28 protein-coding genes are annotated in these 24,599 nt (G+C 65.0%); 15 read left to right on the forward strand and 13 right to left on the reverse strand.

Translation table 11 applies throughout. The features are described from left to right. The first annotated feature begins 94 nt into the window (after window positions 1-94). On the forward strand, window positions 95-1,831 hold the full coding sequence (locus QX070_RS31920) for an adenylate/guanylate cyclase domain-containing protein (protein ID WP_315741119.1): 1,737 nt from the start codon (window positions 95-97) through the stop codon (window positions 1,829-1,831). Between the two features lie 11 nt (window positions 1,832-1,842). On the opposite strand, the gene QX070_RS31925 is transcribed toward QX070_RS31920, so the two are convergent. The 3 genes from QX070_RS31925 to QX070_RS31935 all read right to left on the reverse strand — a co-directional run bounded on the left by QX070_RS31925 (window position 1,843) and on the right by QX070_RS31935 (window position 3,723). After that, the gene (locus QX070_RS31925) at window positions 1,843-3,189 is read right to left on the reverse strand and encodes an HlyD family type I secretion periplasmic adaptor subunit (RefSeq protein ID WP_315741120.1); all 1,347 of its coding nucleotides are present in this window, start codon (window positions 3,187-3,189) and stop codon (window positions 1,843-1,845) included. 112 nt (window positions 3,190-3,301) lie between these two features. Then, window positions 3,302-3,571 (reverse strand): DUF6719 family protein, encoded by a 270-nt coding sequence (locus QX070_RS31930; RefSeq protein WP_315741121.1) that lies wholly within the window; start codon window positions 3,569-3,571, stop codon window positions 3,302-3,304. Next, window positions 3,571-3,723 carry a hypothetical protein gene (locus tag QX070_RS31935; RefSeq protein ID WP_315712328.1) on the reverse strand — a complete coding sequence of 51 codons (153 nt, stop codon included), beginning with the start codon at window positions 3,721-3,723 and terminating at the stop codon, window positions 3,571-3,573. Before QX070_RS31935 ends, QX070_RS31930 begins: the two co-directional genes overlap by 1 nt. Window positions 3,724-3,869: 146 nt before the next feature. Here QX070_RS31935 and QX070_RS31940 point away from each other — a divergent pair, with 146 nt between their 5' ends. The 3 genes from QX070_RS31940 (at window position 3,870) to QX070_RS31950 (ending at window position 6,458) form a co-directional block, all read left to right on the forward strand. Then, the gene (locus QX070_RS31940) at window positions 3,870-5,150 is read left to right on the forward strand and encodes an ArgE/DapE family deacylase (RefSeq protein WP_315741122.1); all 1,281 of its coding nucleotides are present in this window, start codon (window positions 3,870-3,872) and stop codon (window positions 5,148-5,150) included. A 126-nt stretch (window positions 5,151-5,276) separates the two neighbouring features. Beyond that, window positions 5,277-5,675, forward strand: coding sequence for a PaaI family thioesterase (locus tag QX070_RS31945; RefSeq protein ID WP_315741123.1), 399 nt, complete (start codon window positions 5,277-5,279; stop codon window positions 5,673-5,675). 126 nt (window positions 5,676-5,801) lie between these two features. Further along, window positions 5,802-6,458: an N-acetyltransferase family protein gene (locus QX070_RS31950; RefSeq protein WP_409998061.1), complete on the forward strand. Its 657-nt coding sequence runs from the start codon at window positions 5,802-5,804 to the stop codon at window positions 6,456-6,458. Window positions 6,459-6,553: 95 nt separating this feature from the next. Here the strand turns inward: QX070_RS31950 and QX070_RS31955 are convergent, their stop codons facing one another. The 3 genes from QX070_RS31955 to QX070_RS31965 form a co-directional block, all read right to left on the reverse strand. Beyond that, window positions 6,554-6,859: a hypothetical protein gene (locus QX070_RS31955; RefSeq protein WP_172109527.1), complete on the reverse strand. Its 306-nt coding sequence runs from the start codon at window positions 6,857-6,859 to the stop codon at window positions 6,554-6,556. A 77-nt stretch (window positions 6,860-6,936) separates the two neighbouring features. After that, complete coding sequence (locus QX070_RS31960) at window positions 6,937-7,635, reverse strand: DUF2161 domain-containing phosphodiesterase (protein WP_315741125.1); 699 nt, start codon at window positions 7,633-7,635, stop codon at window positions 6,937-6,939. Window positions 7,636-7,730: 95 nt separating this feature from the next. Continuing rightward, complete coding sequence (locus QX070_RS31965) at window positions 7,731-8,411, reverse strand: SDR family oxidoreductase (RefSeq protein ID WP_315741126.1); 681 nt, start codon at window positions 8,409-8,411, stop codon at window positions 7,731-7,733. 131 nt (window positions 8,412-8,542) lie between these two features. Here QX070_RS31965 and QX070_RS31970 point away from each other — a divergent pair, with 131 nt between their 5' ends. Beyond that, window positions 8,543-9,241: an SGNH/GDSL hydrolase family protein gene (locus QX070_RS31970; protein WP_315741162.1), complete on the forward strand. Its 699-nt coding sequence runs from the start codon at window positions 8,543-8,545 to the stop codon at window positions 9,239-9,241. A gap of 91 nt (window positions 9,242-9,332) precedes the next feature. Beyond that, window positions 9,333-9,551, forward strand: a complete 219-nt coding sequence (locus QX070_RS31975) for a hypothetical protein (protein ID WP_012044361.1) — start codon at window positions 9,333-9,335, stop codon at window positions 9,549-9,551. Between the two features lie 31 nt (window positions 9,552-9,582). Here the strand turns inward: QX070_RS31975 and QX070_RS31980 are convergent, their stop codons facing one another. Together QX070_RS31980 and QX070_RS31985 are read right to left on the reverse strand one after the other, a co-directional pair. After that, window positions 9,583-10,326, reverse strand: coding sequence for a tyrosine-protein phosphatase (locus QX070_RS31980; RefSeq protein WP_315741127.1), 744 nt, complete (start codon window positions 10,324-10,326; stop codon window positions 9,583-9,585). Window positions 10,327-10,589: 263 nt separating this feature from the next. Further along, complete coding sequence (locus QX070_RS31985) at window positions 10,590-10,784, reverse strand: DUF2735 domain-containing protein (protein WP_315741128.1); 195 nt, start codon at window positions 10,782-10,784, stop codon at window positions 10,590-10,592. Window positions 10,785-11,328: 544 nt separating this feature from the next. Between QX070_RS31985 and QX070_RS31990 the strand changes: the two genes are divergently transcribed. The 3 genes from QX070_RS31990 (at window position 11,329) to QX070_RS32000 (ending at window position 14,734) form a co-directional block, all read left to right on the forward strand. Next, entirely contained in the window at window positions 11,329-12,363 is a 1,035-nt protein-coding gene (locus QX070_RS31990) for a glutamine synthetase beta-grasp domain-containing protein (protein WP_315712320.1), read from the forward strand. A 187-nt stretch (window positions 12,364-12,550) separates the two neighbouring features. Further along, complete coding sequence (locus QX070_RS31995) at window positions 12,551-13,009, forward strand: hypothetical protein (protein WP_315741163.1); 459 nt, start codon at window positions 12,551-12,553, stop codon at window positions 13,007-13,009. 102 nt (window positions 13,010-13,111) lie between these two features. Next, window positions 13,112-14,734: an ABC-F family ATP-binding cassette domain-containing protein gene (locus QX070_RS32000; RefSeq protein ID WP_315741129.1), complete on the forward strand. Its 1,623-nt coding sequence runs from the start codon at window positions 13,112-13,114 to the stop codon at window positions 14,732-14,734. A 58-nt stretch (window positions 14,735-14,792) separates the two neighbouring features. Here the strand turns inward: QX070_RS32000 and QX070_RS32005 are convergent, their stop codons facing one another. The 3 genes from QX070_RS32005 to QX070_RS32015 all read right to left on the reverse strand — a co-directional run bounded on the left by QX070_RS32005 (window position 14,793) and on the right by QX070_RS32015 (window position 16,830). Continuing rightward, window positions 14,793-15,788: a DUF3592 domain-containing protein gene (locus QX070_RS32005; protein WP_315741130.1), complete on the reverse strand. Its 996-nt coding sequence runs from the start codon at window positions 15,786-15,788 to the stop codon at window positions 14,793-14,795. A gap of 193 nt (window positions 15,789-15,981) precedes the next feature. Then, window positions 15,982-16,227 carry a hypothetical protein gene (locus QX070_RS32010; protein ID WP_315741131.1) on the reverse strand — a complete coding sequence of 82 codons (246 nt, stop codon included), beginning with the start codon at window positions 16,225-16,227 and terminating at the stop codon, window positions 15,982-15,984. Between the two features lie 168 nt (window positions 16,228-16,395). After that, entirely contained in the window at window positions 16,396-16,830 is a 435-nt protein-coding gene (locus QX070_RS32015; RefSeq protein WP_315741132.1) for a DUF1810 domain-containing protein, read from the reverse strand. A gap of 226 nt (window positions 16,831-17,056) precedes the next feature. On the opposite strand from QX070_RS32015, the gene QX070_RS32020 reads away from it, so the two are divergent. Further along, window positions 17,057-18,100, forward strand: a complete 1,044-nt coding sequence (locus QX070_RS32020; RefSeq protein WP_315741164.1) for a DUF2778 domain-containing protein — start codon at window positions 17,057-17,059, stop codon at window positions 18,098-18,100. Window positions 18,101-18,166: 66 nt separating this feature from the next. Then, window positions 18,167-18,424: a hypothetical protein gene (locus QX070_RS32025; protein ID WP_315712312.1), complete on the forward strand. Its 258-nt coding sequence runs from the start codon at window positions 18,167-18,169 to the stop codon at window positions 18,422-18,424. A 1,355-nt stretch (window positions 18,425-19,779) separates the two neighbouring features. Here the strand turns inward: QX070_RS32025 and QX070_RS32030 are convergent. After that, window positions 19,780-20,238 (reverse strand): hypothetical protein, encoded by a 459-nt coding sequence (locus tag QX070_RS32030; RefSeq protein WP_315741133.1) that lies wholly within the window; start codon window positions 20,236-20,238, stop codon window positions 19,780-19,782. A 363-nt stretch (window positions 20,239-20,601) separates the two neighbouring features. On the opposite strand from QX070_RS32030, the gene QX070_RS32035 reads away from it, so the two are divergent. Both QX070_RS32035 and QX070_RS32040 read left to right on the forward strand, forming a co-directional pair. Continuing rightward, a complete protein-coding gene (locus QX070_RS32035; RefSeq protein ID WP_315712310.1) occupies window positions 20,602-20,838 on the forward strand; it encodes a hypothetical protein in 237 nt (78 codons plus the stop codon). A 129-nt stretch (window positions 20,839-20,967) separates the two neighbouring features. Continuing rightward, window positions 20,968-21,558, forward strand: coding sequence for an NAD(P)H-dependent oxidoreductase (locus tag QX070_RS32040; protein WP_315741134.1), 591 nt, complete (start codon window positions 20,968-20,970; stop codon window positions 21,556-21,558). A gap of 86 nt (window positions 21,559-21,644) precedes the next feature. Here QX070_RS32040 and QX070_RS32045 read toward each other — a convergent pair whose 3' ends face one another. Continuing rightward, window positions 21,645-21,893, reverse strand: coding sequence for a hypothetical protein (locus tag QX070_RS32045; protein WP_315741135.1), 249 nt, complete (start codon window positions 21,891-21,893; stop codon window positions 21,645-21,647). Between the two features lie 380 nt (window positions 21,894-22,273). Here QX070_RS32045 and QX070_RS32050 point away from each other — a divergent pair, with 380 nt between their 5' ends. Next, the gene (locus QX070_RS32050; protein WP_315741136.1) at window positions 22,274-23,161 is read left to right on the forward strand and encodes a LysR substrate-binding domain-containing protein; all 888 of its coding nucleotides are present in this window, start codon (window positions 22,274-22,276) and stop codon (window positions 23,159-23,161) included. A 121-nt stretch (window positions 23,162-23,282) separates the two neighbouring features. Next, a complete protein-coding gene (gabT, locus tag QX070_RS32055; protein WP_315741137.1) occupies window positions 23,283-24,572 on the forward strand; it encodes a 4-aminobutyrate--2-oxoglutarate transaminase in 1,290 nt (429 codons plus the stop codon). Window positions 24,573-24,599 lie beyond the last annotated feature (27 nt).

Raw genomic sequence — 24,599 nt, forward strand, 5'->3', positions numbered from 1 at the left:
TCGCCTGGGGCGCCCGTCGTCGACCGTGATTGACCTCACATAGCTCGAGGCTGATCTGCCAGCGCTTGAGTTGGCCGGTTGCAGCCGCTACCGGATGGATCAGCCGTGCTCAGATTTCGCAGCTTGCCTGAATCACAGTGACCTCATGCCTGCCGTAACGTCCCAGAACATCCGGCTCGTGTCGGGCCTCGTCCTGTTTGCGTTCGCCGCGACGCATTTTCTCAACCATGCGGTGGGTCTGTTCAGCCTCGAGGCGATGGACGCGGTGCAGGAATGGCGGCTGGTCGTCACCCGATCGTGGCCGGGGATGATCGTGCTGGCGGCGGCATTGCTCGCGCATGCCGTGCTTGCTTTCGTCAAGACGGTTCAGCGCGGCACGTGGCGGCTGTCCTCCTGGGAGTTTGTTCAGATCGCCACGGGATTTGCGATCCCGCTATTGTTGCTGCCGCACGTCATCGAGACCCACATCGCTCATGCGCTGTTCGGCGTTCAGGATGGCTACCTCTATGCGCTGGCGTTGATGTGGCCCAAGGCGGCCTGGATTCAGACCGCTCTGCTGCTGCTGGTCTGGATCCACGGCTGCGTCGGCCTGCATCACTGGCTGAAATTCCGGAGCTGGTACCGCCTCGTCCAGCCGCTGCTGTTTGTCCTCGCCGTCGCGCTGCCGATGGCGGCGCTGATGGGTTTCGTGGTGTCCGGGCGCGCCGTCGCCGCGTTGCTCGGCAATCCCGGCATGGCCGAGCAGATGCGCCAGGTCACCCATTGGCCGAGCGAACTCGACGGGAGGTGGATCGCCTTGCTGCAAATTTCGACGCAGATCACAGTCGTCGCGCTGCTCGTTGCAGGCGTGACGATCATCGTGTTCCGCCACGTCGCGTCGCTCGCGGCGCCGAAGATCGTTATTGCGTTCACGGGCGGCGCGACGGTGCGGGCCGCGGTCGGTCCGACGCTGCTGGAGATCATCGGCAGCAACGAGCTCTCGCAGCGGTCCGACTGCGGCGGCCGTGCCCGCTGCGGTCTTTGTCGCGTCCGCGTTGATGAAGGTGCGGAGACGCTGGCACCGCCCGGCCACGCGGAGCGCGTCATGCTCGCCGACTTGGCGGCACCGGCGAATGTGCGGCTGGCCTGCCAGATTCGCCCGGTGGCGCCGCTGACGATCACGCGTCTCCTCGGCGGCGATCAAGCGGAGAGGGCGCCCCTCGTCGACCACCTTCCCGCCGAGCGCTGTGCGGTATGCCTGGTCCACGTCCGCGTCCGTCCGGTTGCGACCATTGCGCGCGACCGGCTGCCCGCCGACCTCGGGTTCATGATGAACGAGATCTTCGGCGCCATTGGCAGGGCGATCGAAGCCCATTCCGGGCGCATCGATCGCTTCCTCGGCAATGGCGTGCTCGCCATCTTCGGCGAGGAGCAGGGAGCAGAACAAGGCTGCCGCGATGCGCTGCAGGCGATCAGCGCCATGGACGTGGTCATGGATCGCGTCAACGAAAAGATCGCTGCGGAGATCGGTCGGCCCGTCGAGTTGACGATTGGTGCTCACCTTGGCGACATCGTCGTCGGGCAACTGACCCTTGGACGCACGTCGCAGGTGGCTGTGCTCGGGCTCGGGACGGAGTGGCCGGCGCGTCTGGCTGAATTGGCGGAGACCAGAGGTTGGCAGCTCGCGATGTCCGGGGGCGTGGCGACTGCAGCCGGCCTTGCTGATCTGGATGGAGCGATACGTGAGAGGCTTGCCGATCCGGAGCAGGGCAGCGAGCTGGACGCCATCGGCGTGCGGCGTGCCCGCGACCTTGCTGTCGTCGCGGGCGCGCCACCGGTGCCGTCGGCCTAGGTGCTCTCGGCTCATTTCTCACGGAACGTCTTGGCGAGCGTGTTGAGCAGCGGCCCGACCAGATATTCGAGCACGGTGCGCTCTCCCGTGGAGATGATGACGTCGGCCTGCATGCCCGGCAGAATCTTCTCGGCGATCTCGGGCGGGATGGTCGAATAGTCGATCACGACCCGCGCCGAGTAGTAGCTCTGCTTGTTCGCCTCGTCCGACATCGCATCCGCCGAGACGCTCGAGACCTTGCCGAAGATCGTCGGTGTCGTGCGCGAGGAGAAATTGGAGAAGCGCACCTCGGCCCTCTGGCCGATGGCGACGCTCTCGATGTCGCGCGGCGAGACGTGCGCCATCACGTCGACGCCTTCGCCGACCGGGACGATCTCGGCGAGCGTATCGCCGGGCTTCACGACGGCGCCCACGGTGTGGACTTTCATGTTCATGACGATGCCGTCGCGCTCGGCGCGGATGTCGACCCGGCGCAGCACGTCCTCGGCGATGACGAGCTTCTCGCGCAGGTCCGACAGCTTGGCACGGGTGCCGTCGAGCTGCTGGCCGACTTCGGTCAGATATTTCTGCAGCGTCTGATCGATCTGCAGGCGCGTCTGCGCCGCCGTCTGCGTCAGCCGCGCCACGTCGGCCTGCGCCTGGCCGAGATCGCCTTCGACGCGGGCGCGCTCGCGTTCCAGTTCGAGGAACTTGTTGCGCGGATAGTAGCCTGCGGCGACCGCCGGGCGCACATTGTTCATCTGCGTCTCGAAGCTTGCGAGCTGCGCGGAGAGCGCGGCGCGCTGGCGGTCGCGGCCGGCGAGCTCCTGCTGCTGCTGGGCGATCTGCGAGTTGAGGATGTTGATCTGGCTGATCAGGCCGTTGCGGCGCTCGACGAACAGCCGCTGCTGGTCGGCGATGGCAAGCGCCGCCTCCGGCACGTTCTGGCGGTTGAGCAGCGCGTCGGGAAACGTGATCATCCGCGCATTGCCGCGCTCGGCGAGCAGGCGCGCCTCCTCGGCGAGTGCGGCATCCATCTGCTTGCGCAGGAGATCCGTGTTGGCCTGGGCCTCGGTCGGCTGCAGCCGGAACAGCAGGTCGCCGCGATGCACGGCGTGAGTCTCCTTGGCCAGGATGTCCCGGATGATTCCGCCCTCACGGTGCTGGACGACCTTGTGATCGCCGGAGACGGACACGGTGCCCGGTGCGATCGCCGCGCGATCGAGGGGGGCGTAGGCGGCCCATACGCCGAAGCCGCCGAACACCAGCGCCACCGAGAGATAGCCGAGCAGGGCGTAGCGGCTGAAATCGGCCTTGACCGGCTGCGGCCGGTCGGCCGGTTCGAAGAAGCCGTGATCCTGCACCGCTGACATCGACATGCTGCGTCCCCGCTTGTCCACGGGCAGGAGCATCATCGATGCGCGGCTACGGGACTGTGCGGAAGGTCACGCGCCGGAGGTCGGCGGCGAGAGCCGCATCAAACGAGATCAGCTACTTCTTCTTCGGCCCGAAGCGCGGCACGCATTTCGTGGTGCGGACAATACCGGTTTCGGCCATCTTGGAGCCGGAGACCTCCTTCACCTGGCCAGCGGGGCAGGTGCCGTCATCGACCAGGACGCGCTGGCCAAGCCGGAGATCGGTGACGTCCTGCTCGCGCCCGACATATTGCCCCTGCGCGGGTGCGGCAACCAAAAGCAGGAGACCGAGGACGCCGAGAGGGCGCGCTGCGGCATTCGCGAACGAGGAGATTTGAGAACGCATCACTTTCCTTCGATCTTCAGGCCGTTGGGCCCGATATTGATCTGGACACCCTCCGGCTGCTTCTTGGCCTGATAGAAATTGTAGCCGAGCACGATGATCGCCGCGCTGAGAATGCCGAGGAGGAAATAAAGGATATTGCGGTGATCCGACATGCCAAATTCCAAAGTATGTTGCGGTCATTTTCGTATGCGCGAATGTACGGGCGGCCTTGCGATTCTGAAAGCAGCGGCGAATCCGGTGCAACTCTGCATGAGATTGTGATTTGCTGCAGTCATCGGCAATTGGAACCTCGACAGGCATGATCACCCAGGACATTACGCAGCGCATCGTCGACGCCGTCGATGCCGACTTCGACCGGCAGCTTGCGACCACGAGCGACTTCGTCGCCATCCCCTCGACCCGCGGCGCCGAAGGGCCGTGCCAGGACATGTTCAGCGATCTCCTGCGCTCGCGCGGCTACGAGGTCGACGACTGGCACATCGATCTCGACGATCTCAAGGAGATGCGCGGCTACGGCCCGATCGAGCACGATTTCTCGAGAGCACGCAGCGTGGTCGGAACCTACCGGCCGGCGACGTCGGCCGGGCGGTCGCTGATCCTGCAGGGGCATTGCGACGTGGTGCCGGCCGGTCCGCTCGACATGTGGGAGACGCCGCCGTTCTCGCCAGTGATCCGCGACGGCCGGATGTATGGCCGCGGCGCCTGCGATATGAAGTCCGGCACCATCGGCGCGCTCTATGCGCTCGATGCCATCAAGGCTGCCGGCTTCAAGCCGACGGCGCGCATTCACATCCAATCCGTCATCGAGGAGGAGAGCACCGGCGTCGGCGCGCTGTCGACCCTGCAGCGCGGCTACCGCGCGGATGCCTGCTTCATCCCGGAGCCGACCAGCGGCAAGATGGTGCGTTCGCAGGTGGGCGTGATCTGGTTCCGCCTGAAGGTGCGCGGCTTCCCGGCGCATGTGTTCGAGGCCGGCGTCGGCGCCAATGCGATCCAGGCGAGCTATCATCTGATCCATGCGTTGGAGAAGCTCGAGGCGGACTGGAACAAGCGCGCCAAGAGCGACCGTCATTTCAAGACGCTCAATCATCCGATCAACTTCAATCCGGGCATCATCAAAGGCGGCGACTGGGCCTCGAGCGTGCCGGCCTGGTGCGACGTCGATTGCCGCATCGCCATCCTGCCGGGCTGGTCGGTCAAGGACTGCCAGAACGAGATCCTCGCCTGCGTCGCCGCGGCTTCGCGCGATCACCGCTTTCTCTCCAACAACCCGCCAGTGGTCGAGTGGTCTGGCTTTCTGTCCGAGGGCTACGAGTTGACCAATTCGGCTGAGCCGGAGGCGGCGTTCGGCAAGGCCTTCACCGCCGTGTACGGCGGCGAGGTCCAGGATCTCGTCTTCACGGCGCTCACGGATACCCGCTTCTACGGGCTCAACTACAACATCCCCAGTCTCTGCTTCGGCGCGACCGGCGCCGCGATGCACGGCTTCAACGAATATGTCGAGCTCGACTCGCTGCGCCGGGCCACCAAGACCATGGCGTTGTTCATCGCGGAGTGGTGCGGGGTCGAGAAGGCCTGAGCGGCGGTACGATCGGACTGAAGCAATGACCTTTCAGGTCATTGCTTCGGGTTCGAAGCCCGGCGCATCCAGATGCGGCGCTGACCCGCGAAGACGGGTCGTCCGATCAAACGGGGGAGGGAAGGCATGACGCCACTCGACAAGATCAATGCGATGAAGATGCCGTTCGCGGACTTGAAGGGCGTCACCTTCACCGAGGCCAGCGCCGATCGCGTCGTGGCGCAGATGCAGGTGCGGCCGGATCTCTGCACCCTGCATCACACCATCCATGGCGGCGCCGTCATGGCGCTGGCGGATTCGGTCGGCGCGGCCGCGACCGTGATCAACCTGCCGCAGGATGCCAAGGGCACCACCACGATCGAGAGCAAGACCAACTTCATCGGCGGCGCCAAGGAGGGGACCGTGGTGACGGCAACCGCCACGCCCGTGCATCGCGGCCGCCGCACCCAGGTATGGCAGACCCGGGTGGAAACCGAGGACGGGCGTCTGGTCGCGATCGTGACCCAGACTCAGCTCGTGCTGTGATGATTCGTACACAAACGAATCGTTAACTCACGCGATCCTTGCATGGCCGCATGTTCTCTCCGTAGAGCATGGGGCTTGAAATGAATGTTGCGATGCACAATATAGCTCCTGTCTAGGGAAAGACGTCTGTGCGAGGGCTCTCGAGAGGAGTCTCAGGCAGTGTCACAGGTAGATACTTTTCGTCCCCGGCCGGGCTTCGGCTATGTGCGGACGCTCAGCCAGCACGAGGAACTGCCGTTGCTGCGCGATCATCTGTTGCGGCTCGATGCGGAAAGCCGGCACGATCGATTCAACGGCTTCCTCGATGACAGTTTCATCGAACGCTACGCGGCCCGCTGTGCGGCCGACGGCACGATCGTCGTCGCCTACATGGAAAACGGCCTGGTGCGCGGCGCCGCCGAGTTGCATCCGCCGGAGCAGTCCGAGGACGGGCTTCCGGAGATTGCGTTCAGCGTGGAGGCTTGCGTGCGTCGCCGTGGGGTCGGCAGCCTGCTATTCCAGCGCGTGATCTCGGAGGCGCGGTGGAAGGGCTATCGCAAGCTTCGCGTGACGACCGGATCGCAGAACCATGCGATGCGGGCGCTGGCAGCCAAGTTCGGTGCGCATCTGGCGTTCCGTCACGGCGAATCGACCGGCACGATCGATCTGACCGAGCAGCCCCAGGATGAGCTGGCGAAGCTCGTGATCGAAGCACCCATCGCGGCAGCGCGGGCGTTCTTCACCCTCAATCGCGCCTGCTGGAAGCTCGTGACCCGGATGTACGGCGACAAGCGCGCCGCCTGAGCCGAGCCGTTGCTGCGACGACAAAGGCGCGACAGCGATCACCGCTGCCGCGCCTTTTCGTTTGATTGCATTGGCCGATGCGCCCCGGAGGGCGTTCAGGTGCCGGTGCGCTTGTCGAAATTGAAGCGGCGCACGGTGCGGCGCTCGACCACGACGGCGCGCTGCTGCGTGCCCTGGTCGGCCGTGATGACGCGCGTGTTGGTGCGCGCGGCAACGCGGACTGCCTTCTTGACCTCGGGGAGCACCTGCTCGAGCGGCAGACCCATCAGCGCCGACGCGATCTCGGCCTGAGCCTGGACGTCGTCGGTGATCCCTGACGCAGCGAAGATCGCCTCCTCCAGAGTCGGGGGATCACGCCTGACGCGACGCGGACCGTACTTGGTGTTCCAATCTTCGCTCATGGGGGCCTCGTGAATCGTCCCGGATACCTAGAAGCAGGATTGTTGCATTGCAATATATATTCCGCGAGGCAGCCCAGCTATGCGTTCACCATGTCGCGATCGGGCAACGCTGCCTGCGTCATGTGGATATCCTGGGGCCAGCGGCGCAAGGCCGCGAGCCCGGCTTTCGTGAGGACATAGACGCCGCGCTCGGCGCGGTCGAACCAGCCATAGACGTTACGCTGCAAGATCTTCGGCGCATCCGGAATGTCCGCGCGGAGGTCGCGGACGCGTCTCGGCCCGTCCGACAGCGCCGAAGCGCAGGCCAGCGCCTGCTGCCGATAGGCCGTCATGATGGGTGCGCGGGTCGAGCCGCCCGCGACGGGGTCGCCCTTGCGCCGCTGATGCTCGATCACAAGACGCGAACGCTTCTTGGGATTCTTGCGCGGCGCGGTGGTGGGCGGCTGCACCAGCACTTCGATGTCTCCGGCTGAGGTCACGGTCAGCATGCCGAAGCCGAGCCGGCGGCACAGATTGCGATAGCGTGCGTCGCTCTCGCGGCCCTTGCCGCGTGCCGACAGCTTCGCCGCGATCCAGACCTCGTCGCAGGCACCGGCCCGGTCGACCGCCTGCAGCAGCAGTTCCAAGTTGAAGACCTGCTTCAGCTCGCAGACGACCACCACCGGCGGGTCGTCGCCCTTGAGCGCCACCACGTCACAGCCGCCGACTTCCCCTTTGACCGAGAAGCCGAGGTTTTCGAGGAAGCGTTTGACGGGAAGGTAGAGCGCGGTTTCCAAGGGGCCGTCCGATGTGTGCGACTCAGCGCGCGCGCGAGTCTAGCCCGCCGAGTCCCGTGATGTCAGCGCCAAGTCGGGGTAACCGGCTGGCTTCGCTACACCCGGCCGATAACCGGTATCAGTGCGCCGGTCACACCGCTCGCGGCGTCGCTGGCTAGAAACAGAATGACCTCTGCGAGTTCCTGCGGCGTCACCCATTTGTCGAAATCGGCCTTGGGCATGCTGGCGCGGTTGGCCGGCGTATCGATCGTCGACGGCAGGACGGCGTTGACGGTGATCTTGCCCTTCCATTCGGCCGCGAGCGCTTCCGTCAGGCGATGCACTCCCGACTTGGAGGCCGCATAGGGGCCCATGCCGGCACTGGCCTGGAGCGCGCCCATGGCGCCGATGTTGACGATGCGGCCCGTGTTGGAGCGGACGAGATGCGGTATAGCCGCGCGCGATGCGTGCAGCGCGGTCATCAGGTTTCGCGCATGCATCGTCTCCCAGACGGAATCGTCGCCATCGGCGGTCGTCTCGAACGCGAACGCGCCGGCGATGTTGATCAGCGCATCCAGAGTGCCGAAGTGGGCGGCGACGGAGTCGATCGCGACCTTTGCCTGCTCGGGGTCGGAGAGATCGACGCCTCCGAGCTCGATGCGGTCGTCACTCGCCGGGATTTCGGCCTGGGCATGGTCGATCCCGGCCACATGTGCGCCCCGTGCGAGCGCGAGATCGGCCACGCTGCGCCCGAGCGCCCCTTGCGCACCCGTTATGACAATCACTGCTCCGTTCATTCCGTCCCTGGTCTCCGTTGACGCGCCCCACAGCGCCGCTTGCTATACTATGATCCTGCCGATGAGTTGCAATGGCCGGGCGGCCGGGGCATGGAATTGCAATCAGAAGGCGTGGTTCGTCAGAGGTGACCATGACCGCGACAGGCTCTCTCGAATTTCCTGACGTCCCCACCAGTTTTTCTTGTCCAATCAAACGTTTCAGACAGAGTCTGGATGCGCAGCGCAAGACCCGGATCGTGGCGCTGGGCTCATCTTCCACCGCGGGCACCAACGGAATCATCGCTTTTCCGGCCCGGATCGAGCAGTCGCTGCGCAAGGCCAATTTCGGCTGCATGATCGACGTCCTCAATCGGGGTGTGGGCGGACAGGAATCCCCGGACCAGCTCTCGCGCTTCGAATGCGACGTGATTGCGGAGCAGCCCTCGCTCGTCATCTGGCAGGTCGGCACCAACGCCGCCTACAGACCCGAGGTCTACAGTCCCGATGACGTCGAGGCGGCGCTGCGCGTCGGCGTTCGATGGCTGACGGCGCTGTCCATCGACGTCATCGTGATCGACCTGCAGTACACGGCTGCGATCGTGACGGTGCCGAACAGGCTGGCGCGTGCCGAGGACATTCAGCGACGGATCGAGAAGGTCACGTCTGCGGCCAACGTCAACCTCTTCGGGCGCTGGAATTTGATGAAGAGCTGGTATGAGGCCGGCCAGATTCCGTTGTCGGCGCTCGACGACGGGCACGGTGACCGCTTGCATGTGAGCGAAGCCGCCACCGCGAAGATCAGCGACGTTTTGGCCAGCGCCATCCTGACGGTGCCGGTTGCGCTGGCCTGATCGATAAAATTTGCCGGACTTTCGTAAGTGGATTGCCAGCGCAGCCCGCTAGCCTGTCGCTATGCCGCTTGAGGGGCGTTGGAGCTTTGACATGATGAGACATCTGCCGGACCATGGTTTGCCGCTGGTGCAACTGAAGGAGCAGCGGCGGGATCTGGTGGTCGCCCTGCAGAACCGGGCAGGTCCGGTGACCGGTTGGGAATTGATGCAGATCGCGGCGGTTCAGCAGGCGATTTCCGCATTCGAGGAGGTGATTGCCGATCTCGACGCAATGGAAGCCGCCGAGACAGCCGATATCGAAGCGGCCTGATCGGGCTCAAGCGTATTCGCGCCACACCGACTTACGGCGTGAGATAGCGCTCCTGTAACGTCTTCCGCGCTGCGTCGTCGATGCCGAGACCGTCGCGCAGGTAGGTGTCGACGTCGCCGAAGTCATCACGCATGGCGTCGAACGCAGCTGCGAGGAACGACGCCTGGACCATCCCGATCGTCTGGACGACATCAGCGGGAAGATCTGGGTGAGCCGCGGTCTCGCGACGATAGAGCTGGTTCGTGAGCAGGTAGTCTTCCAGGATGACGTCATCCGCAACGTCGAGCGCGTGTAGGACCAGCGCGCAGGCCACACCGGTGCGGTCCTTGCCGGCCGTGCAATGGATCACCAACGGGACGTCCTCATTGAGAACATGCTGGAACAGCGCGCGGAAGCGCGGCGTGTAGTTGCGGATGTAGTTGCGGTAGGACTCGCGCATCAGCTCCAAGGCATGGTCGGTCGTGAGCTGTCCTCGTGTCGCCAGGGCCCGCAGCGCCGGCACGACGCTCGGCTCGATCGGCACGGAGTGCACGGTGATCTCGGCGATCGTGCAGAGGCCGGCCGCGCGCTCGTTGCGACCGCGTAAATCGAACGCTGCGCGAATGCCGAGCTCCCGCAGGACCGCGACGTCGGGCTCGGTCAGCTGTCCGAGATGGTTCGACCGAAACAGCCGCCGCCATCGCACGTGCCGGCCATCCCTGCTGGGATATCCGCCGAGATCTCTGAAGTTGCTGGCGCCGTGAAGGCCGAGATGGCGAAGTGGATAGGCGGACATCGTCTTGTTCTAGGGGACGCGGGCTTCGATGTGAAACGCTGTTTCATCGACGGACGCGACGCCGCAGGCACAGCCCTTCGACAGGACAGGGAAGACCATGAAACGGGTCACGACGGCGGCTTGTTTAACCCGGCAGGTCGAGTCCGCCGGCGACCGTCAGGAGCGGCGAGAGACATGCAGACGGCAGCGCAAGAAAAAGGGCCGGAACCTTGTCGGTCCGACCCTTCAGCAAAGGCGTGATGGCGTCACGGTACGGACTGACATCAGCGATCCCACGCCGGCTTGGCTTCCTGGATCGCCTCGTCATGATACCAGCTGCCGCTATAGATCGTCGGCTGGATCGACGGCGCGATCAGCGGCGCGGGCGATGATCCGGATTGGCGGGGCGCAAGACCCGCTCGCCCTCCGCGCGGAAATTGGTAGATCCTGGCGGATCCCTCGTCCACATTTGTGTCCATTCCTCAGTCTCCTTCCAGCGGGCCACACATCAGGTTGCGCCCGACTCGTTGTCTTGTGGTGACCAGTCTCGATATCAGTGCTGCCCGGAGGGAATGCAACATGATCAAAACGAAATCACATGTTGCGCGTTTTACAGGCATTTTTTCTTGTGCTCCCTCCGCAGCAACGTGCCGCTGACCAACACTTGGGCTGGACCAAAGGTTGCGAAGCGGAGCTCAAGTCTTTTCGAAAATGTCCGGGAGGTGCTGACGGCTTGTTCGGCCTCTCTTGCGCATCGCCGCAAATGCTAAGGAATCAAGCGGGTTTTCGACAGGCTCTTTTCTCCGCCATGCGCTCCGTGCAATCCCGGTCGCGCTGCTTTGCCGCACCCCTGACGTGCAAAATCCGCCGCCGGCTCCGCCCCGATTGGTCTCCGTCCACGCGACGGGACGTCGCGGGATTTGGCACGTTCCATGCTTAAGAGTGCGCTGGCCGATCGTGGCCGGGTAAGCGGGGAGCCTTCGATTGCTGGGCTCCCACCTTTCGATAAGACAGAGAGGCTCAATGACGAAATACAAGCTCGAGTACATCTGGCTCGACGGCTACAAGCCGGTGCCGAATTTGCGCGGCAAGACACAGATCAAGGAATTTTCCTCTTTTCCGACCCTGGAACAGCTGCCTCTTTGGGGCTTCGACGGCTCGTCGACGATGCAGGCCGAAGGCCATAGCTCCGACTGCGTGTTGAAGCCGGTTGCCGTGTATCCCGACGCCGCCCGCACCAACGGTGTGCTGGTGATGTGCGAAGTGATGATGCCGGACGGCAAGACCCCGCATCCGTCGAACGCCCGCGCCACCATCCTGGACGATCCAGACGCGTGGTTCGGCTTTGAGCAGGAGTACTTCTTCTATAAGGACGGCCGTCCGCTCGGCTTCCCGGAATACGGCTATCCGGCCCCGCAGGGCCCGTACTACACCGGCGTCGGCTTCAAGAACGTCGGCGACGTCGCCCGCAAGATCGTCGAAGAGCATCTCGACCTCTGCCTCGCGGCCGGCATCAACCACGAAGGCATCAACGCCGAGGTGGCGAAGGGCCAGTGGGAATTCCAGGTGTTCGGCAAGGGCTCGCGCACGGCTGCTGACCAGATGTGGATGGCCCGCTATCTGATGCTGCGCCTGACCGAAAAGTACGGCATCGACATCGAGTTCCACTGCAAACCGCTCGGCGACACCGACTGGAACGGTTCGGGCATGCACTGCAACTTCTCGACCAAGTACATGCGCGAAGTCGGCGGCAAGGAGTATTTCGAGAAGCTGATGGACGCCTTCAAGGAAGCTCGTGCCGACCACATCGCGGTGTACGGTCCGGACAACCACATGCGCCTGACCGGCAAGCACGAGACCGCCTCGATCGACACCTTCAGCTGGGGTGTGGCCGACCGCGGCGCCTCGATTCGCGTGCCGCATTCCTTCGTGAACAACGCCTACAAGGGCTATCTGGAAGACCGCCGTCCGAACTCCCAGGGCGACCCCTACCAGATCGCGTCTCAGGTCCTGAAGACGATCGCGATGGTTCCGACCGGCGCGAAAGCCGCAGCCTAAGACGCCGAACACAACACCCCGGGGCCGGGGGCTGATATGATGATCCGCCGAGGCAGCCGCTTCGGCGGATCATTCGTCTGGCGGGCTCGAACGATCGGAGGCGGCCTTGGCCTTGATCAATCGCAAGTCCGGTTTCGATCGCAGCGGTATGTCTTCCGTAGCGGTTTGTTTGGAAGCGGGGCATGGAATGAGCTATCGCAAGTGGGTTTCAGGCGTTCTGGTCGCCTGTTCGGCCATCTCCCTGGCTGCAGCGCAGTCGCAGTCCAATGCAGAACAATATCTGCCGCGGCTCGGCGACATCATGAATCTGATTCAGGTCAGACACGCGAAGCTCTGGTTCGCGGGACAGTCCAAGAATTGGGATCTCGCGTCCTATGAGCTTGCCCAGTTGAGGCAGAGCCTGACTGACGCTGCGGTCTTCTATTCAGGCCTGCCGGTGGACAACGTCACCACGCTCGGCCAGCCGATCCAGTCGATCTCGGACGCCATAGCCGCCAAGGATGGCAAGCGCTTCGCTTCCGCCGTGACCGAATTGACGTCGGGATGCAACGCATGCCACGCGTCGATGGATCGGGGCTACGTCGCGATCCGCATTCCGACCGACAAGCCGTTCGGCAACCAGGATTTTCGGCCTCCAGGCCGCTGACCGGCTCCGCTCAAGGCGTGAGTTGCGCTGCAAAATTGCGCCTTCCACCGGCGGCGCGCATCGACTAAGAGCGGCGGCAACCTGTCCACCGCCTGAGCCCTCATGATCCGCCTCGATAACGTCTCCAAGCAAGTCGGCCACCAGATTCTCTTCATCGAAGCCTCCGCCGCCCTTCAGAAGGGGGAGAAGATCGGACTGGTCGGCCCGAATGGGGCCGGCAAGACGACGCTGTTCCGGATGATTTCGGGGCGCGAGCAGCCCGACGAGGGGCAGGTCTCGATCGATCGCGGCGTCTCGATCGGCTATTTCAACCAGGATGTCGGCGAGATGTCCGGTCGCAGCGCCGTGGCGGAGGTCATGGACGGCGCCGGGCCGGTGTCGTCGGTGGCGGCCGAGCTCAAGGAGCTCGAGGCCGGCATGGCCGATCCGGACCGTGCCGACGAGATGGACGACATCATCGCGCGGTATGGCGAGGTGCTGGCGCGGTTCGAGGAGCTCGACGGCTACGCGCTCGACAGCCGCGCCCGCGAGGCGCTGGCTGGCCTCGGCTTCTCCGAGGAGATGATGGACAAGGACGTCGGCCTGTTGTCCGGCGGCTGGAAGATGCGCGTCGCGCTGGCGCGCATTCTCCTGATGCGGCCCGACGTAATGCTGCTCGACGAGCCGTCCAACCATCTCGATCTCGAGAGCCTGATCTGGCTGGAGCATTTCCTCAAGGGCTACGAGGGCGCGCTGCTGATGACCTCGCACGACCGCGAGTTCATCAACCGGATCATCAACAAGGTGATCGAGATCGACGCCGGCCAGCTCACGACCTATTCCGGCGACTACGATTTCTACGAGCAGCAGCGGGCGTTGAACGAGAAGCAGCAGCAGGCGCAATATGAGCGCCAGCAGGCGATGCTCGCCAAGGAGATCAAGTTCATCGAGCGTTTCAAGGCGCGGGCCTCGCACGCGGCGCAGGTGCAGAGCAGGGTCAAGAAGCTCGACAAGATCGAGCGGGTCGAGCCGCCGAAGCGGCGCCAGACCGTGGCGTTCGACTTTCTGCCCGCGCCGCGCTCGGGCGAGGACGTGGTGGCGCTGAAGAACGTGTCCAAGAGCTATGGCAGCCGCCGCATCTACGACGGGCTGGACTTCATGATCCGGCGCCGCGAGCGCTGGTGCGTGATGGGCGTCAACGGCGCCGGCAAGTCGACTTTGCTGAAGCTGGTTGCCGGCACCGCCGAGCCCGATGACGGCTCGGTGGCGATCGGGGGCAGCGTCAAGATGGGCTACTTCGCCCAGCATGCGATGGACCTGCTGGACGGCGACGAGACCGTGTTCGAGTCGCTCGAGCATTCGTTTCCGCAAGCTGGTCAAGGCTCGCTGCGGGCGCTGGCCGGCTGCTTCGGCTTCTCCGGCGACGACGTCGAAAAGAGATGTCGGGTGCTGTCGGGGGGCGAGAAGGCGCGGCTGGTGATGGCGAAGATGCTCTACGATCCGCCGAACTTCCTGGTGCTGGACGAGCCGACCAACCATCTGGACATGGCGACCAAGGAGATGCTGATCGCGGCCCTGTCGAGCTTCGAGGGCACCATGCTGTTCGTCTCGCACGACCGTCATTTCCTCGCCGCGCTCTCCAACCGCGTGCTCGAGCTGACCCCTGACGGCCTCCATCAGTATGGCGGCGGCTATACCGAGTATGTCGCCCGCAGCGGCCACGAAGCGCCGGGCCTGCGCAGCTGACGACGCGGCCATACTCGTCGTTCGTGCTCTGCTTGCGCTTTGTTCGCATCATCCCAAGCTAGCTCATCTGGACGTGGGTGAAGACGAACAGGAACAGCGCGCCGATCGCGATCACGAAGATGCCGACCCAGAGCGGCGCCGTGACGCCGCTCTTGTTTGTGGGATCGAGCACGGCCGTCTCGGGTTGTAACGGATCGTAGTAGACGGTGACGTCGGTGTTGACCGGGTATTTGGCGGCGACGGCTTCAGCGCTCGACCTGTCGGAATGCAGCGCGGTCCAGCCCCAGTTCCAATGCGTGCTGTGGAAAGAGCGACCATTCACCGTGTAGCTGTATTCGATCGTGACCCGGAAACGCTCCTCTTCCGTTTCTCGTCCGCGATCGTCCTCACGTCGTGTGATCTCCATCGTCACGCCGGAGCGCGTGATGCGCCCCGGCGCAGTCGGCCAGGAGCGGCTCGCCAGGCGCTCCTGCCGCAGCTTCCAATAGGAGGCGAGTGCGACGGCTCCGAAGCCGAACAGGGCGAACGGCATCAGGAAGGCGAACAACGGCACGCCAGCCTCGGTCGTGAGCACCTTGCCGGCGAGCGAATGCGCCACCAACACGGCGGTCACGGCCGACAGCACGACGAACAGCGCCACAAGCGCCGCCGTGCCGCTGGCATTGGTGGGCTCGAGCACCGATTGCGAGGGGCGTTTCGGATCGTAAAAAACGCGAACCTTCGCGCCTTGCGGATATTTGCCGGCGATCTCGTCGGCTTGCAGGCGCGTGACGCGGCTCGGGCTGCCGAAACGGATGCGGCGACCTTCGTAGCTCTTGCCCAACACCTCGTAACGGTAGCGGATGTCAGGCTTGGCATCGGTGTCATCTGCGGACCGATGCGTCGCCGCGACAGACACCGCCGAGGCCACGATCTCCCCCTCGACGACCGGCCAGTCGCGGCCGCCGCTGGTCTTCTTGCGCTGAAGCCAGAGTCCGTAGCCGGAATTGAGGGCGAGAAAGCCGAAGATGCCGGCGGCGACACGGGTCCAGAGCAGGGCGGATGCGGTGAGCATGATGATCTCGCATGGGCCCGCCAGGGCGGGCGACATGCAGTGGTGTCCTGCGGGTTCCCCTCGGTTCAACAGTGTGCCGGTCCTACGACGCGGGGAGGCGAGCACCTCGATGTCGAACGGCTTGGACCCCGCCGGCATGGCTTGCCCCGCCAAGCATCATGGCGGGGCGCCAGTGTCGTCAGCCGCCAGCGCGTCAGCCGCCGGCCTCGCACTTCTTCATGAAGCTGGTCTTGGCCGCGCCGGAGAGCTTCTTGCCGTCGGAGCCGACCGCCTTGGTTTCGCAGGTCTCGGCCATGCACTTCTTCATGAACGAGGTCTTGGCGGCGCCGGCCAGCACTTTGCCGTCCTTGCCCACGGCCTTGGTCTCACAGCTGTCTTGGGCGAAGGCAGATCCGGCGGCGAAGGTCGCGAGCGCGGCAATCAGGAAAAACTTCTTCATGAGTGTGTCTCCTTGGGACAAACAACGCGGCGGATGGGAGCCGCAAATCTTGGCGCGATCAAGTTTCCTGTTCGGGCTTGTCACCCGAAATCCGGCCGCACGGCAGAGCTGGTTCATTGCCGTGTCGGCCGGATGAGGCCGAGATGCGCGTCTGCGGTAACCGTGTGCTCATGCGGTGCGGTGCTGCAGAAACGCGAGCGTCGCCGGGTCCCGCGCACCGTCGCAATAGCGATCGAGCGCCCGAGCGAAGATCCCGTTCGGGCTGATCGAATCGAACAGCGTCATGCAGGAGCGGAATTTGGCATCGTCCGGGACACCCAGAATGTCGCGCAGCGACTTGCCCTGCACCGCGAGCACCAGACGGGTGCATTCGAGCAGTCGCGGGCCGAGCAGGGGATGCGTCAGATAGGCCTCGGCCTCGGCACGGGAGCGGATCGCGTAGCGCTGGGCCATGGCGGAGTGGCCGAGCCCTTCGACCTGCGGAAACACGAACCACATCCAGTGGCTTTGCTTGGCGCCGGCCGCAAGTTCGGCGGTCACACGCGAATAAATCGAATTCTGTGCGTCGACAAATCGGCCGAGAGCATCACAATCCGCCTTCATTGGCTGCTCCAAATATTTGAATGATCGAGGTAATTTCTTGTTCTGGGAAGACATGGCGGCGCCAGGGCGGGCCCAATCCCCCGGAGGCGCCGTGGCACTCCGGGCTGGCGTTTGTCTAGATTATGCCGCACTCTTGCCATCCTATGTCATGACGGGTCGAATCGTACCCCTTGGGGTCGGGCACCTTTCCCGGGTGGTCCGAAAAAGGGGGTATATCGGGGACGTGATGGCTTCCAGTGAAGCAAGCGTAGACGTTCTGTTGTCGCAAGGCCGCTTCGGGCGCTCCGAAGCGATCGCATTCGTGCTTGCAGCACTTGCGATCGCGGCGGGCGCGGCTGCATGGGTCGGCGCCAACAGCGAGGAGACGTCGCTTGCGACCGCGGCGCTGCCGGCCGCCGGCGCGCCGTCCATCACCTTCGAGACACGTTTCGCGCCGGCCTCTGCCTCGGCCACGGCCTATTCGGAAAAAGACGCGATTCGCGCGCTCGACCGTTTCGCCCTTCGCGGCGCGATCGACCGCCAACTGCTCGATGCCCGGGCCGCGCTGGTCAAGGGCATGGAAGCGCGCGATTCGGGCGGACGCGACCCCAGCAACAGCGATTGGCGGCCGATGCTGACGGAGGGCAATACCGTCACGATGCCTGCACCGGGCGTGCCGCTGCCACGACCGCGCCCGTCCGTCGCCAACCTGCCGACCAGCCTGGTTTCGGCCAGTGCGCCTGAAGCGGTCGGACGTGTCGACGATCGCTCCATCCTGCAGAAGCTGTCCGACCTGTTGCCGAGCCCGACCAAGTTCGCCTCGCTCGGTCCGGATAGCGGCATCGTGCGCTCCGGGATCGATCTCGGCGCGCTCGGCTATGACAAGACCGCCGTGTACGACATCAAGGCCAGGATGGTGTATCTGCCGTCCGGCATCGGGCTCGAGGCCCATTCCGGCATGGGCAGCCTGCGCGACGACCCAGAGCACGTCAATCAGCGCATGGTTGGCGCGACCCCACCCGCCACCTATGACCTGAAGCCGCGCGAAAAACCGTTTCACGGCGTGCGCGCCCTGCGCATGAACGTGGTGGAAGGATCGACCCTGGGCCGGAGCGGATTGCTGACCCACCCCTATATGCTGGGTCCGGAGGGTGATTCGAACGGCTGCGTCTCGATCAAGAATTACGATCGCTTCCTGAAGGCGTATGATGACGGCGAGTTCAACCGACTCGTTGTCGTCGTCGGGCTCGAGGCTGGCACCCCGACGCGGACCGCGCAAAAGACCGAGTGACGTTTTGTTGCTGGGCCTCGGCGCGACCTCGGCGGTGACGCCCGTCGCATCTTCCGGAAGGTCCCCATGATTGATCCCGCAAACTCGGAAACGCGTCTGCGTACCACCTTCAACATCAAGGTGAACGGCAAGCCAGTCGTGATTTCGACGGTCGGGCAGGCCCATCAGTTCCTCACCAGCCTCAATGCCGTCGAGTGGATGGAGTTCAAGTCGCTGCACGACCAGGCCATGGCCGCGCTGCAGGCCGCGGCCGACAACGCGATCATGACGGTGCAGGCCACCAACGCCGTGCGCACGCTGTTCGTGAGCGCGAAGCTGTTGTGATGCAGACGAGACGCGTTTGAGACAACGACCTCGCGCGGCCTTCCGGGCTGAGAATTCCTGCTCGGCGTCATCGCCCGGCTCGACCGGGCGATCCAGTATTCCGGGACGGCAGTGATCGACCGAAAGGCCGCGGCGTACTGGATGCCCCGCCTGCGCGGGGCATGACAGCCGTGGGATGGGCCATGACCTCGCTCCATCGTCATGCCGGGGCGCGCGTAGCGCGAGCCCGGCATCCATAATCCAGAGCGGGCATGTGAGGCATGCTGGTCACTCCATCTCGTTTCATAAGTTCTGCTGCGGCATATGGATCCGGACTCGCGCTGCGCCCCGGAGTGATGACGTGTGTGTTGAGGCGCCTCGCGAACAAGCGCCTCCCGCCATCCGCCATCATCCACCCATGATCTCGCGATCTCGCGATCTCGCGACGCATCCTGCGTCCGAGTGATTCCATTCGTCTTGCCCTCCGCACGGCAGAGGGCGCGGGGAATGCCGGGATGCTGGCCGCAACCCATGGCCCGCCTGCAGAAAAAAAGCAGGCGGCAGTCACCACAGGTTCCGCCGGGCAACCGGCATTCCCCGCGCGATGATCTTAACGGCTGCTTCGCGCGCTCCCCGGTGCGCCGGGCTTTCTGGTCACCGTGCACGACAACGCGCTTTGGGCGCGCCACCGTGGGGGCATCAGCGTCGGGATGCCAGGACCACGCGACTTGACCGTACGCGACATCAGCGTTCGTCGGCGCAAAGATGCGCTGCGCTGCCATCGCGTCCACCGCTCCTCCCGCTCCACGTCCGTGACGACCGCGATACGCCCCTCTTGCGAGCGAGAGATGGCACGACAAAAGCACTGAATCCGATTTAGGAAAAGCGGAATATTTCTGACGATGGGACTGGACAGGCCAAATCAGCTTGATGGGCCTGCTGAAAATCGCTTCTGCGCGCATCGCGCTTCTCGTCGATTCAGCCTCTGGAGCGACGCCGTCAGATGGAAATGCCGCTTGATTTGCCCGGCGGGCAACCGGTTTCTTCGTTGCGATGATCGTTGTTCGACCGAGAGCCGCGATGCGAGCGTATTTGTTAGTCGCCCGGCGCAGGCCAATCGCGCAAGGAAGCCGCGCCATCCAAGGACGCAAGATCGTGGCGCAAGGTCTGCGGCTGGCTTGATCTTTGATGCGGCGGTCGCTGTGGCTACGGTCGACACCGCTGGCCGATCGCATGCGTATACCGCGGTGCACGCGCGGGGCCGTCCAACATCATTGCGCGTCAATGGATCGGCGAGGCCCAGGTCGGGCTGCCGTTGGAGCTGTTCTACGAAGGCGGCGAGTGACTCTCGCTGATGCTGCGGCGCGGCGGCGATATCAGTCGGCCATCTCGGCGGCGTCGAGTGCGATCTCCTCGCGCTCGGCCTTCTCGGCCGTCGGAGCGTTGGCGGTCTCGGCCGTTTCGAAATCGTCCTCGGCGATCTCCTGGACCGCAGCTTCCTGGACCTCGGCCGTCTCGACCTGCTCGGCGGCGAGTTCGGCGGCCACGATGGCCTCCGGCTCGGCGTCGTCATTGGCCGGCGTCGAGAACAGGTTGGGGGCTGGGATGGTGGTGGGCACCACCGGCCGCTGCTTGGCCTTGTACCAGGACGAGAATTTCTGCGAGATGCCAGCTTCGAACTCGGCGAGCGGCAGGCTGTTGCCGTCCTCGTCGGTGATGACGACCTGCCAGCCTTCCGCCTCCATCACCTGTGCGTTGGCGAGAACGATGAGGGCGCTTTCGCGCTGCTTGCGGATTGTCTGCTGCTCCCGCTCAGCCACCATCGTGTACGCCATGAACCTGACTCCCACACCTAAACTCGGGACACGTGATGGTCCGAAGCACCATCAGCACGCCGCCACTACGCCGTGAGAGTGTGAGCGCGGCTGGGCCGGATTGCGTTCGCCTAATGACAATTTGGCGGCGTCTCACGGGGTCCGGCAGCGCAAAAGGAGTCGAAGATGCAACAGGCCGCAAAATTGTGGTGCAGGAACGAGAGCGCTTGTTGAAGGCGCGCCGCGACGTGTCATCATTTGATTCTGCGGCGGCAACTGCTTCGCGACATCAGCGAAAGCAGCGGGTGAACCGGACAAACAGCGGGCGAATTGGGGACGGCGATGCGAACTCATCTGTTCAGGATGCGGAATTGGAATGTGGCAATGGCAGGGCTTGCGCTGGCGATGGTCGCCAGCCCGCGCGCGGGCCATGCCTTCACGGAGGACGACCAGCGGCGGCTGTGCACCGGCGACGTGTTCCGGCTGTGCTCGTCGGAGATTCCCGATCGCGACCGCATCATTGCCTGCATGATGAAGCAGCGCGCCAGCCTCAGCGACGGTTGCCGCAGCGTGTTCGGCCGGCCATCCGAGCGCTCCGCTTCGGCCACGGTGACGCGCTGAGCGTGCCAAGCCTCGTTTCCGCCAACCACGCGCCGCCGGTCCAGCGTTCCGCGGCGTGACCATAATGACCTCGATGGCAATGCGGCGTGGTAGTCTGGCGCGGATCGTCCGGCCAGGAGTTGACGCGCCATGAGCTTCCGCATCCTCGTCCTCTACGGCTCCTATCGCTCCGACCGGATGGGCATCCGGCTCGCGCAATTCGTCGTGGACGGGTTGCGCGCCAAGGACCAGGACGTCGAGCTGATCGACGCCAGGGCGGTCGGCCTCCCGATGCTCGACCGCATGTACAAGGAATATCCGCCCGGCCAGGCGCCAGCGGCCATGGCCGAGCTTGCGGCCAAGATCCGTGCCGCCGACGGCTTCGTGTTCGTCACCGGCGAATATAATTGGGGCATGCAGCCGGGACTGAAGAACCTCACCGACCACTTTCTCGAGGAATGGTTCTGGCGTCCGGCGGCGATCGCGAGCTATTCCGCCGGCCGGCTCTCCGGGGCACGCGCCGCCACCGCGTGGCACGGCACGTTGTCGGAGATGGGGATGGTGGTGGTGTCGAGCACGCTTGCCGTCGGCCCGATCGGTCAGTCGCTATCTGCCGACGGCAAGCCGACCGGCGATTCCGGCCAGGCGCTGGAGCGCGCGTTTCCGCGCTTTGCCGACGATCTGTTGTGGTGGGTCGAGGCGGGCAGGGAGCAGCGGGCGCGCAGGGCGCCGCCCTACTGAGCGCGGCACCAGCGCAGGCGCTCCGGCTCTCGTGCCAAGTCCGCTAACCACAAGTCCGCTAACCACAAGTCCGCTAACCAAGTCCGCTAACGTTGTTCCGCGCTGCCGGCCCCGTTGGTGACCGCGCGCTGACGCGCCGGCGCGCTTGCGCCCTGGCCCTGACAGGGCCGCTCCATCCATGTCCCGTCGGGAGCCTGCTGGTAGGCGCGGCACGGCAGGGACGATGTGGCCTGATCATCCGGTTTGGGCGTCTGGGAGCTTTTCGCCAGTGCGGGGGCGGCCGTCGCGACGAGGGCTGCCAGCGAACCGACGGAGATCATTTGGCTGATCCGCATCTTGGGGGTTCTCCTGCTCGAAGCACTGCCGATTCAAAGTCGAATTGTGGAAACTTTTTGGCAAACGGCGGACTGCCATGGCCGCAGGCTTAAGGATCGTTTGCGACGCGGCTTGCCACGTTAAGACGTCCGCGGAGGTCGCTCCCGCGAGTGTGGCTTTCTCTGGGCTGGCGTTGCGCCGATGCTGACGGTAAGAGCGGCATGACGCGCGCAAGCGCCCTCGTGACCGCGATGCGGCGCTCCGCCCGGAGCGCCTCGTGCGGTCAACGGACGCCGCCAAGGCAGCCGGCGCTCCGACATCAGCCGCGCGACAGACGGATCGTGGCGGTTCCCGCTTGAGGGCGGGGAGGGGGATCGCGCAGGCTGAGAACTGTGCGAGCATGACGAGACCTCGATTGCCCTCCCTGATCGCGCTGCGTGCCTTCGAGGCCGTCGGCCGCAAGGGCAGCGTGCGCGCCGCAGGCGACGAACTCGCCGTCAGCCACACCGTGGTCTCGCGTCATCTGCAGAATCTGCAACGCAGCCTGGGCGTGGCGCTGGTGCGTGCCGAGGGGCGGGGCCTCGCGCTGACCGAGGCCGGGCGCCAGTTTCATGCCGAGGTCAGCCAGGCCTTCGACATCATCGCCCGCGCGACAATTTCGGTGCGGCCCGCAGCGCGTCCGACCCTGAACATCTGGTGCATTCCAGGCCTCGCCAATCGCCGCCTGCTGGCGCGGCTGCCCGAGCTGAGCGGCCCGCCGCGCAACTGGGACATCAATCTGCAGCCGACGCTGGCGCACCCCGACCTGCAGCGCGGCGAAGCGGATGCGGAGATCGTCTATGCCGAGGCGATCGACCGGGGCGGCGGCGTGGTCGCCGAGGAGCTGGTGCGCCCACGTGTATTCCCGGTCGCAAGCCCGGCCTATCTGGCAAGGTTTCCGGCGATCGCGACACTCCCGGGCCTCGCCAGGGCCTCGCTGATCCACGAGGAATCCACCGCGCAATGGGAGCAATGGTTCGAGCTGGCGGGGTATCGGGAGCCGGTCACGTTGCGCGGGCAGCGGCTGTGGCACGCGCATCTCGCCATCGAAGCCGCCCGCTTCGGCCAGGGCGTCGCGCTCGCCAACGAGGTGCTGGTCGCCGATGATCTGCGCAGCGGTGCGCTGGTCGAGGTGATCCCCTCGGCACTCCACATGGGAGCCTATCAGCTCGTCGCGCTCCGGGAGCGCTGGGACGAGCCCGCGATCGTGGCGCTGCGGGCGTGGCTGAAGAAGGTGCTCGCCGCGTAGCCGCGCGCTCATCCCGCTGGGTCTGGTGCATTGCAGGCACTTGTCATCGGGAACAAGCTGATTGATCGCGACGGCTCTCGGCGTAGCCTTCTGCTCGATTTTTCCCACGAGGAGTTGAGCCATGGCTGTAATTTCGGCTGCGAACGAAGACCTGCTGGCGCGACGACACGAGGCCGTCGTCAGGGGCGTGAGCTATGCGACGCCGCTGTTTGCCGACCGCGCCCTCAACAGCGAGGTGTGGGACGTCGAGGGCAAGCGCTATGTCGACTTTGCCGGCGGCATCGCGGTGCTCAACACCGGCCACTGCCATCCGCATGTCGTTGCCGCGATCCGCGCGCAGCTCGACCGCTTCACCCACACCTGCTTCCAGGTGCTGCAATACGAGCCGTATGTGCGGCTGAGCGAACGGCTCAACGCGCTGGCGCCGATTTGGGGGCCGGCCAAGTCGATCCTGCTGACGACCGGCGCGGAGGCGACCGAGAACGCGATCAAGATCGCGCGCGCGGCCACGGGGCGCAGCGGCATCATCGCCTTCACCGGCGCCTTCCACGGCCGCACCGCGCTCGCCAACGCCATGACCGGCAAGGTGATGCCGTACAAGAAGCATTTCGGACCGCCGCTGCCCGGGGTCTGGCACGCGCCGTTCCCGATCGCCGGCAGCAGCGTGTCGGTCGAGGACACGCTGTCCTACATCAACTTCATCTTCAAGGCCGACATCGACGCCTCGCAGGTCGCGGCCATCATCATCGAGCCGGTGCAGGGCGAGGGCGGTTTCCACCAGGCGCCGCCGGAGCTGATGCGGGGCCTGCGCCGGATCTGCGACGCCCATGGCATCGTGCTGATCGCAGACGAGGTGCAGACCGGCTTCGGCCGCACCGGCAAGATGTTCGCGATGGAGCACTACGACGTGCAGCCGGACCTGATCTGCGTCGCCAAGAGTCTCGCCGGCGGCATGCCGCTGTCCGGCGTGATCGGACGTGCCGCGATCATGGACGCCGCGGAGCCGGGCGGCCTCGGCGGCACCTACGGCGGCAATCCGCTGGCCTGCGCGGCGGCGCTCGCCGTGCTCGACGTGTTCGAGCAGGAGAAGCTGCTCGACCGCGCCAATGCGATCGGCGACCGATTGCGCGCGGCGATCGAGCGCTTCTCGCGCGCCAACAACCTGGTTCCGGTTTCCGGGCCGCGCGGTCCTGGCGCGATGGTTGCATTCGATATCCTGAAGCAGCGCGGCAGCGACGAGCCGGATTCCGAGATGACCAAGCGCGTGACCCGCGTCGCACACGAGAACGGACTGATCCTGTTGTCCTGCGGCGTCACCGCGAGCACCATCCGCATTCTGGTGCCGCTGACCGCGTCCGACGAGATCGTGGACGAAGGGCTCGCGATCCTGGAGAAGTGCCTGGCCGCCTGACGCGCGGCCGAGGTGAATGGGAAGGCT

Source organism: Bradyrhizobium sp. SZCCHNR1093 (assembly GCF_032381175.1).
In the GTDB taxonomy this organism is placed as follows: Bacteria; Pseudomonadota; Alphaproteobacteria; order Rhizobiales; family Xanthobacteraceae; genus Bradyrhizobium.

What these genes read in the sequence shown, in the direction of transcription:
- QX070_RS31935 (WP_315712328.1), bottom strand. Translation starts at nt 3,723, where the DNA reads ATGTCGGATCACCGCAATATCCTTTATTTCCTCCTCGGCATTCTCAGC.
- QX070_RS31970 (WP_315741162.1), top strand. Translation starts at nt 8,543, where the DNA reads ATGACCGCGACAGGCTCTCTCGAATTTCCTGACGTCCCCACCAGTTTT.
- QX070_RS31930 (WP_315741121.1), bottom strand. Translation starts at nt 3,571, where the DNA reads ATGCGTTCTCAAATCTCCTCGTTCGCGAATGCCGCAGCGCGCCCTCTC.
- QX070_RS31980 (WP_315741127.1), bottom strand. Translation starts at nt 10,326, where the DNA reads ATGTCCGCCTATCCACTTCGCCATCTCGGCCTTCACGGCGCCAGCAAC.
- QX070_RS31985 (WP_315741128.1), bottom strand. Translation starts at nt 10,784, where the DNA reads ATGGACACAAATGTGGACGAGGGATCCGCCAGGATCTACCAATTTCCG.
- gabT (WP_315741137.1), top strand. Translation starts at nt 23,283, where the DNA reads ATGGCTGTAATTTCGGCTGCGAACGAAGACCTGCTGGCGCGACGACAC.
- QX070_RS31920 (WP_315741119.1), top strand. Translation starts at nt 95, where the DNA reads ATGGATCAGCCGTGCTCAGATTTCGCAGCTTGCCTGAATCACAGTGAC.
- QX070_RS32040 (WP_315741134.1), top strand. Translation starts at nt 20,968, where the DNA reads ATGAGCTTCCGCATCCTCGTCCTCTACGGCTCCTATCGCTCCGACCGG.
- QX070_RS32030 (WP_315741133.1), bottom strand. Translation starts at nt 20,238, where the DNA reads ATGGCGTACACGATGGTGGCTGAGCGGGAGCAGCAGACAATCCGCAAG.
- QX070_RS32045 (WP_315741135.1), bottom strand. Translation starts at nt 21,893, where the DNA reads ATGCGGATCAGCCAAATGATCTCCGTCGGTTCGCTGGCAGCCCTCGTC.
- QX070_RS32015 (WP_315741132.1), bottom strand. Translation starts at nt 16,830, where the DNA reads ATGAAGGCGGATTGTGATGCTCTCGGCCGATTTGTCGACGCACAGAAT.
- QX070_RS31940 (WP_315741122.1), top strand. Translation starts at nt 3,870, where the DNA reads ATGATCACCCAGGACATTACGCAGCGCATCGTCGACGCCGTCGATGCC.
- QX070_RS31925 (WP_315741120.1), bottom strand. Translation starts at nt 3,189, where the DNA reads ATGTCGATGTCAGCGGTGCAGGATCACGGCTTCTTCGAACCGGCCGAC.
- QX070_RS32025 (WP_315712312.1), top strand. Translation starts at nt 18,167, where the DNA reads ATGATTGATCCCGCAAACTCGGAAACGCGTCTGCGTACCACCTTCAAC.
- QX070_RS31995 (WP_315741163.1), top strand. Translation starts at nt 12,551, where the DNA reads ATGAGCTATCGCAAGTGGGTTTCAGGCGTTCTGGTCGCCTGTTCGGCC.
- QX070_RS32035 (WP_315712310.1), top strand. Translation starts at nt 20,602, where the DNA reads ATGGCAGGGCTTGCGCTGGCGATGGTCGCCAGCCCGCGCGCGGGCCAT.
- QX070_RS31965 (WP_315741126.1), bottom strand. Translation starts at nt 8,411, where the DNA reads ATGAACGGAGCAGTGATTGTCATAACGGGTGCGCAAGGGGCGCTCGGG.
- QX070_RS32050 (WP_315741136.1), top strand. Translation starts at nt 22,274, where the DNA reads ATGACGAGACCTCGATTGCCCTCCCTGATCGCGCTGCGTGCCTTCGAG.
- QX070_RS31955 (WP_172109527.1), bottom strand. Translation starts at nt 6,859, where the DNA reads ATGAGCGAAGATTGGAACACCAAGTACGGTCCGCGTCGCGTCAGGCGT.
- QX070_RS32000 (WP_315741129.1), top strand. Translation starts at nt 13,112, where the DNA reads ATGATCCGCCTCGATAACGTCTCCAAGCAAGTCGGCCACCAGATTCTC.
- QX070_RS31990 (WP_315712320.1), top strand. Translation starts at nt 11,329, where the DNA reads ATGACGAAATACAAGCTCGAGTACATCTGGCTCGACGGCTACAAGCCG.
- QX070_RS31945 (WP_315741123.1), top strand. Translation starts at nt 5,277, where the DNA reads ATGACGCCACTCGACAAGATCAATGCGATGAAGATGCCGTTCGCGGAC.
- QX070_RS32010 (WP_315741131.1), bottom strand. Translation starts at nt 16,227, where the DNA reads ATGAAGAAGTTTTTCCTGATTGCCGCGCTCGCGACCTTCGCCGCCGGA.
- QX070_RS32020 (WP_315741164.1), top strand. Translation starts at nt 17,057, where the DNA reads ATGGCTTCCAGTGAAGCAAGCGTAGACGTTCTGTTGTCGCAAGGCCGC.
- QX070_RS32005 (WP_315741130.1), bottom strand. Translation starts at nt 15,788, where the DNA reads ATGCTCACCGCATCCGCCCTGCTCTGGACCCGTGTCGCCGCCGGCATC.
- QX070_RS31975 (WP_012044361.1), top strand. Translation starts at nt 9,333, where the DNA reads ATGATGAGACATCTGCCGGACCATGGTTTGCCGCTGGTGCAACTGAAG.